This window comes from Phycicoccus elongatus Lp2, assembly GCF_000367525.1.
In the GTDB taxonomy this organism is placed as follows: Bacteria; Actinomycetota; Actinomycetes; order Actinomycetales; family Dermatophilaceae; genus Phycicoccus_A; species Phycicoccus_A elongatus.
Genome location: NZ_HF570956.1, coordinates 2,524,278 through 2,531,097, shown reverse-complemented (window position 1 = coordinate 2,531,097; position 6,820 = coordinate 2,524,278). Strand labels below are relative to the sequence as shown.

Sequence of the window (6,820 nt, the reverse complement as noted above, 5' to 3'; positions counted from 1 at the left end):
CCCCCCCCCCCCGCCACACCCTAAGTCGGGTGCGGCGGTGACGGTGCCTGCAGGGTCAGGTCGTGGGCGGTGGGATCCGACGCGTGGCCTCATCCTCGACCGGAGGGGCAGGCGGGGCCGGTGGGCGCGGGGGCACGGCATCCGGATCAGGAGCGATCGGCGGCTGTGGCCGGCTGACCGGTGCCGCGTGCTCACTGGCCTCTCGGCTCGACTGCTCTGCCTGGCCCCGTGCTTCGGCCAGGGCTCGGGCCGGGTCCTCCAGCACGGTCTCCTCGAAGGCATTCGGGATCGAGTCACCCGGGTCGACCCATTGCTCCTCGCTGCCGCTGTCGAGACCACCTGCGGGGGCGCCGGTCACACGGCCCAGCATCCCGCCCATGCCCTTGAGGGCATCGGTGAGTTCGCTCGGGATGATCCACATCTTGTTGCTGTCGCCGCGGGCGATCTGGGGCAGGACCTGAAGGTACTGGTAGGCCAACAGCTTCTCGGTTGGCTTCCCGCGGTGGATCGCCTCGAACACCTGCTGGATGGCTCGAGCCTGACCCTGCGCCTCGAGGACCCGCGCCTGGGCAGAACCCTCGGCGCGCAGGATGGCGGACTGCTTCTCACCTTCGGCCGTGAGGATCTGGCTGGCCTTGACACCCTCGGCGTTGAGGATGGCGGCTCGCCGGTCCCGCTCGGCCTTCATCTGCTTCTCCATCGACTCCTGAACCGACATCGGCGGGTCGATGGCCTTGAGCTCGACGCGGTTGACCCGGATCCCCCACTTGCCCGTGGCCTCGTCCAGCACCCCGCGCAGCTGGGCATTGATCTGGTCCCTGCTGGTCAGGGTCTGCTCGAGGTCGAGCGAGCCGATGACATTACGCAAGGTGGTGACGGTGAGCTGCTCGATGCCCTGGATGAAGTTGGCGATCTCGTAGACCGCGGACTTGGCATCGATGACCGAGTAGTAGATGACGGTGTCGATGTTGACGACCAGGTTGTCGCTGGTGATCACCGGCTGCGGTGGGAAGGAGACGACCTGCTCACGCAGGTCGACGTTCGCTCGCACCTTGTCGACGAACGGGATGAGGAAGTGGATGCCGCCCTCGAGCGTGCGCGAGTAGCGGCCGAGGCGCTCGATGATGAGCGCCGTCTGCTGCGGCACGATCCGCACCGTGCGGAAGAGCACGACGAGCGCGAAGAGGAGGAAGAGGCCCAGGACGACGAGTTCGATCATGTCGAGTCCGTTTCTGTTGTCGGGTCAGGTCAGGGTCGGTATGCCGCGGAGCCGGCTCACGTGGGCTCGGCGACGGGATGCGGGGCTGCCACGACGATCGCCGTGGCCCCGTGGAGGGCGATCACCTGCACATCGCTGCCGGGGGGACAGGACTCGGCGTGGGCCGGGACCCGCGCGGACCAGGTTTCCCCGCCGAGCTTGATCCGGCCGTTGGTCTCGGTCACGGTCTCGATCACGCGGGCCTCGCGTCCGACCAGGCTGCTCGCCCCGATCCCGTGGTCCACCTCGCCCTCGACGAAGTGGCGTCTGATGATGGGGCGGACCACCGCGAGGAGCAGAGCAGCAACGGCGACCGCAATGATCACCTGGGCTGCGAGTCCCCCGCCGAGGCCGGCTGTGAGGGCTCCGGCGAGCGCGCCACCGGCGAGCATCACGAAGACGAAGTCGACGGTCGCTGCCTCGATGGCGGCCAGGATCAGCGCGATCGCGATCCAGGCCAGCCAAGGACTGTCAGTCAGCCACTCCATTGCCGGTGCCTTTCCGAGACTGGGCCTCCCGCGGGCGCGGGTAACCCTGTGACGTCACAACACGCTCTCAGGTTCCCAACTCTCCGCCACCGCGAATCGTGCCGGCGTCAGGAGCGTGCCCTCGCGGAATACCTCATCCCGTGACGTTCCAGCACCAGAGGCAGCCCGAAGGTGGCGCTCAGGTTGCCCTCGGTGAGGGTGATCTCGATCGGCCCCTGCGCGACCACGCGGCCCTCCCGCAGCAGGAGGACGTCGGTGAAGTTCGGCGGGATCTCCTCGACGTGGTGGGTGACCAGCACGAGCGCCGGGGCGGCGAGGTCACCGGCGATGTCGCCGAGCCGACGCACCAGGTCTTCGCGGCCACCGAGGTCCAGCCCCGCCGCGGGCTCGTCGAGCAGCATCAACTCGGGGTCGGTCATGAGCGACCGGGCAATCTGGACCCGCTTGCGTTCCCCCTCGGACAGGGTGCCGTAGGTGCGGTCGACCAGGTGGGCGGCGCCCAGAGCATCGAGCAGTTGCAGGGCACGACCGTGGTCGAGCGAGTCGTAGCTCTCCCGCCAGCGGCCGACCACACCGTAGGACGCCGTGACCACGACATCTCCCACGCGCTCACGCGGCGGGATGCGCTCGGCCAGCGAGGCACTTGCCAGACCGATCCGCGGCCGCAGTTCGAAGACGTCGACTGCTCCGAGCACCTCGTCGAGGATGCCGACGACACCCCGGCTGGGGTGCATGCGGCCCGACGCCAACTGGAGGAGTGTGGTCTTGCCCGCGCCATTGGGGCCGAGGACGACCCAGCGCTGGCCCTCCTCGACTTCCCAGTTGATGTCGTCGAGCAGGATGCTCTGGCCACGGACCACGCCGACTCCGGCGAAGGCCAGCACATCACTCATACCGCGACCCTAGTAGACGCGTGCGCCCGTTCTCGGGAGCGGTGTCGGCGGGTCAGCGAGCCAGCAGGCGGCGCCGGAGGACGTCCAGGTAGACCTGCATGGTGCGGTCGCCGATGGTGGCCCAGGAGAAGGACTCGACCGCGCGCCGACGACCGGCGAGTCCGAAGCGATCGGCCCGCGCCGGGTCACTGACGGCTTCGGTGAGGGCCGCGGCGAGGTCGGCGACGAACCTGTCGGGATCCACCGGTGTGCCGCTGCCGTCCTGCACCTGCTCGATCGGCACCAGCCAGCCGGTCTCTTGGTCGACCACGACCTCGGGTATGCCGCCCGTCGCCGTTGCGACGACCGGGAGTTCGCACGCCATGGCCTCGAGATTGACGATGCCGAGCGGCTCGTAGACCGATGGGCAGACGAAGACCGTGGCGGCGCTGAGCATCGCGATGACCTCGCCCCGGGGCAGCATCTCGGGCACCCACACGACACCGTCTCGTTGCTCGCGCAGGCCGGCGATGAGTTCCTCCACCTCGGCCTTGATCTCCGGGGTGTCCGGAGCGCCGGCCAGGAGGACGAGTTGGATCTCGGGCGGCAACTGCGCGGCGGCGCGGAGCAGGTAGGGCAGTCCCTTCTGGCGGGTGATCCGCCCGACGAAGATCACCGACGGCTTGTCCGGGTCGACGCCGTGCGAGCGGACGACGTCATCGTCGCGGTGACGCTGCCAGAGCTGGGAGTCGATGCCGTTGTGGACGACCTTGACCTTGTCAGGGTTGATCGAGGGATAGGACTTCAGCACGTCCTGCCGCATTCCCTCGGAGACGGCGATGACGGCGTCGGCGGCCTCATAGGCCGTCTTCTCGATCCACGACGAGAGCCGGTAGCCGCCGCCGAGCTGCTCGGCCTTCCAGGGGCGCATGGGCTCCAGGCTGTGGGCCGAGACGACGTGCGGCACATCGTTGAGCAGGCCGGCGACGTGACCGGCGAAGTTGGCGTACCAGGTGTGCGAGTGGACGAGGTCCGCGCCCTCGCAGGCGGCCGCCATGGTCAGGTCCACCCCCATGGTCGCGAGGGCCGCGTTGGCGCCGTCGAGTTGCGGCAGGTCCGGGTGGTCGGTCGTCCCCTCCTCGTCACGGGGGCCGCCGAAGGCATGGACGCGGACGTCGATGTCGCCGCGATCGCGCAGGGCCCGCGTCAGTTCCGCGACGTGCACCCCCGCTCCGCCGTAGATCGAGGGGGGATATTCCTTGGAGAGGATGTCGACGCGCACGACGATCACCCTAGCGAGGGAGGGCGTGCTGCGACATGCCGAAGTCAATCCCGGACAGGGGCTGCACGACGGAGCCGGATCGCAATAGCGTGTGGGCATGGCATACCGCAGCGGTGGACCGAAGGTGCTCGCAATCGTCTTGGCCGGTGGGGAGGGAAAGCGGCTGATGCCGCTGACGCGCGACCGCGCCAAGCCGGCGGTGCCGTTCGGCGGGATCTATCGCCTCGTCGACTTCGCGCTCTCCAACGTCGTGAACTCCGGTTACCTCAAGGTCGTCGTGCTCACGCAGTACAAGTCGCACAGCCTGGACCGCCATGTCACCAAGACCTGGCGGATGTCGACGATGCTCGGCAACTACGTGGCACCCATTCCGGCCCAGCAGCGGATCGACAAGAACTGGTACCTCGGCAGCGCCGACGCGATCTACCAGAGCCTCAACACCATCGCCGACGAGAAGCCGGACATCATCGTCGTCGTGGGCGCTGACCACGTCTACCGGATGGACTTCTCCCAGATGGTCGACCAGCACATCCAGTCGGGCGCGGGCGTGACCGTGGCGGCCATCCGCCAGCCGATCGGCATGGCCGACCAGTTCGGAGTCATCGAGGTCGACGACGAGGACCCGACAAAGATCTCGGCCTTCCGCGAGAAGCCTTCGGACCCCAAGGGACTCCCGGACAGCCCGGACGAGATCCTCGCCAGCATGGGCAACTACGTCTTCACCGCCGACGTCCTCGTCGACGCCGTGACCCGCGACCACGATCTCGCCGGGAGCAGGCACGACATGGGTGGCGACATCGTCCCCGCCCTCGTGGCCCGGGACGCGGCCTACACCTACGACTTCAAGAAGAACGTCATTCCCGGTGGCACCGATCGCGACAAGGGTTACTGGCGTGACGTCGGGACCCTCGACTCCTACTTCGACGCCCACATGGACCTCATCTCGATCCACCCGATCTTCAACCTCTACAACTATGACTGGCCGATCTTCACCGACTACGGTCCCTACCCTCCGGCGAAGTTCGTCCACGGCGCTCACGGCCGCTTCGGTGAGGCACTCAACTCGGCGGTCTCTCCGGGCACGGTCATCTCCGGCGCGCGCGTGACGAACTCCGTCATCGGGGCCAACTGTCGGGTCCACTCCTACAGCGAGCTCGACCAGGTCGTCATGCTCGACAACGTCACGATCGGGCGTCAGTGCCGGATCCAGCGAGCGATCATCGACAAGAACGTCGAGATCCCGGAAGGCACCGAGATCGGGCTGGACCCGGCACGGGACGCCGCCCGGGGATTCACCCTCACCGAGAACGGTGTCGTCGTCATCGGCAAGGGCGACATCGTCGAACCGTGACACCGCAGGTCCGGATCGCCGCCCAGGTCCAGCCGCAGCACACGTCGTACGCGGAGATCCGTCGCGTCTGCGCGGCCCTATCGCAACCCGAATCTTCTCGCGGACATGGCCCGCACCGTTGACCACATCTCCGCGCGCGGTGGCGGCGGTGAACTCAGGACCCTGCGCATCGTGGCCGAGCACGCAGACATCTGGCACGGCTTCGGCGATGCGGAGACGATCGCCCACAAGCACGACGTTCTCGACCGTTGGTGCGAGCGAGTCGGACGCGACCCGTCCGAGATCGTGCGCTCGGCCGGTGTGGCCCCGACGCCCGCATCGGGCGCGACGCTGACTAGCCTGTGCCCCGTGCCACCCGAGGACCAGACCGAGACCCTCCTGCTCACGCTGACCGGCGCTGACCGGCCGGGCGTGACCCGCACCCTCTTCGACACCCTCGCGACCGTCCACCCCGTCGTGCTCGACGTCGAGCAGACGGTCACACGCGGTCACCTGACCCTGTCCGCCCTCCTCGAGGTGACCGGCCGCGAGACCGAGGTGAGCGCGTTGGTCCAGCGCGCGGCATACGGACTGGGGATGACGGCGACGGTGACCCGCGGCCGGGGTGACAACGAACCCCGACGACGTGGTCGCGTCGCCATCACCCTGCTCGGACACCCGTTGACCGGCCGACACCTCTCGGCCGTCAGTGGTGTCATCGCCGGCCACGGGGCCAACATCGATCGGATCCGACGGCTCTCGCGCTACCCGGTCACGACCATCGAGTTCGACGTCTCGGGGGCCGATCTCGACGTCCTGCGGCGCGACCTCGCCCTGGTCGCCGCGGCCGAGGGAGTCGACATCGCGAGCTCGCCCGCCGGCCTCGCCCGCCGCGGACGGCGCCTGGTCGTCATGGACGTCGACTCCACCCTCATCCAGGACGAGGTCATCGAGTTGCTCGCCGCCCACGCCGGCCGCGAGGCCGAGGTGGCGGCGGTGACGGAGCAGGCCATGCGGGGAGAGCTCGATTTCGCCGCGAGCCTGCACGCCCGCGTCGCCGCGCTCGAAGGACTCGACGAAAGCGTCCTGGGCCGCGTGCGCGACGCCGTCCAACTGACGCCCGGCGCCCGCACCCTGGTCCGGACGCTCAAGCGCCTCGGTTTCACCGTGGCGGTTGTCTCCGGCGGCTTCATCGAGGTCGTCCAACCCTTGGCCGACGAGTTGGGCATCGACCACGCCCGGGCCAACACCTTGGAGATCGTCGACGGGAAACTGACCGGCCGAGTTCTCGGCGAGGTGGTGGACCGGGCCGGCAAGGCGGCCGCTCTGCGCGAGTTCGCGGCCGATGAGGGGCTCCCGCTGGCGCGAACGGTGGCCATCGGTGACGGGGCCAACGACCTCGACATGATCGAGGCCGCCGGACTCGGGATCGCCTTCAACGCCAAGCCCGTGGTCCGGGCGCTGGCCGACACGGCCGTCAACGTGCCCTACCTCGACGCGGTGCTCTACCTGCTGGGGATCACTCGCGAAGAGGTCGAGGAGGCCGACCTGCTCGACGAGGGCACCACCGTGCCTCCTAGGGTGTAGCCC

6 protein-coding genes are annotated in these 6,820 nt (G+C 68.7%); 2 read left to right on the top strand and 4 right to left on the bottom strand.

Translation table 11 applies throughout. The features are described from left to right. Positions 1–55 precede the first annotated feature (55 nt). The 4 genes from BN10_RS12160 to glgA form a co-directional block, all read right to left on the bottom strand. A complete protein-coding gene (locus tag BN10_RS12160; RefSeq protein WP_010851551.1) occupies positions 56–1,219 on the bottom strand; it encodes an SPFH domain-containing protein in 1,164 nt (387 codons plus the stop codon). A gap of 56 nt (positions 1,220–1,275) precedes the next feature. Beyond that, the gene (locus BN10_RS12155) at positions 1,276–1,746 is read right to left on the bottom strand and encodes an NfeD family protein (protein ID WP_010851550.1); all 471 of its coding nucleotides are present in this window, start codon (positions 1,744–1,746) and stop codon (positions 1,276–1,278) included. Between the two features lie 107 nt (positions 1,747–1,853). Continuing rightward, positions 1,854–2,639, bottom strand: a complete 786-nt coding sequence (locus BN10_RS12150; RefSeq protein ID WP_010851549.1) for an ABC transporter ATP-binding protein — start codon at positions 2,637–2,639, stop codon at positions 1,854–1,856. A 52-nt stretch (positions 2,640–2,691) separates the two neighbouring features. Continuing rightward, entirely contained in the window at positions 2,692–3,900 is a 1,209-nt protein-coding gene (gene glgA, locus BN10_RS12145; RefSeq protein WP_010851548.1) for a glycogen synthase, read from the bottom strand. Between the two features lie 97 nt (positions 3,901–3,997). Between glgA and glgC the strand changes: the two genes are divergently transcribed. After that, a complete protein-coding gene (glgC, locus tag BN10_RS12140) occupies positions 3,998–5,251 on the top strand; it encodes a glucose-1-phosphate adenylyltransferase (protein ID WP_010851547.1) in 1,254 nt (417 codons plus the stop codon). A 105-nt stretch (positions 5,252–5,356) separates the two neighbouring features. Then, positions 5,357–6,817: a phosphoserine phosphatase SerB gene (serB, locus tag BN10_RS12135; protein WP_010851546.1), complete on the top strand. Its 1,461-nt coding sequence runs from the start codon at positions 5,357–5,359 to the stop codon at positions 6,815–6,817. Positions 6,818–6,820 lie beyond the last annotated feature (3 nt).

Bases quoted from the DNA above. Each gene is read 5' to 3' on its own strand.
- glgC (WP_010851547.1), top strand. From the start codon at position 3,998: ATGGCATACCGCAGCGGTGGACCGAAGGTGCTCGCAATCGTCTTGGCC.
- BN10_RS12155 (WP_010851550.1), bottom strand. From the start codon at position 1,746: ATGGAGTGGCTGACTGACAGTCCTTGGCTGGCCTGGATCGCGATCGCG.
- serB (WP_010851546.1), top strand. From the start codon at position 5,357: ATGGCCCGCACCGTTGACCACATCTCCGCGCGCGGTGGCGGCGGTGAA.
- BN10_RS12150 (WP_010851549.1), bottom strand. From the start codon at position 2,639: ATGAGTGATGTGCTGGCCTTCGCCGGAGTCGGCGTGGTCCGTGGCCAG.
- BN10_RS12160 (WP_010851551.1), bottom strand. From the start codon at position 1,219: ATGATCGAACTCGTCGTCCTGGGCCTCTTCCTCCTCTTCGCGCTCGTC.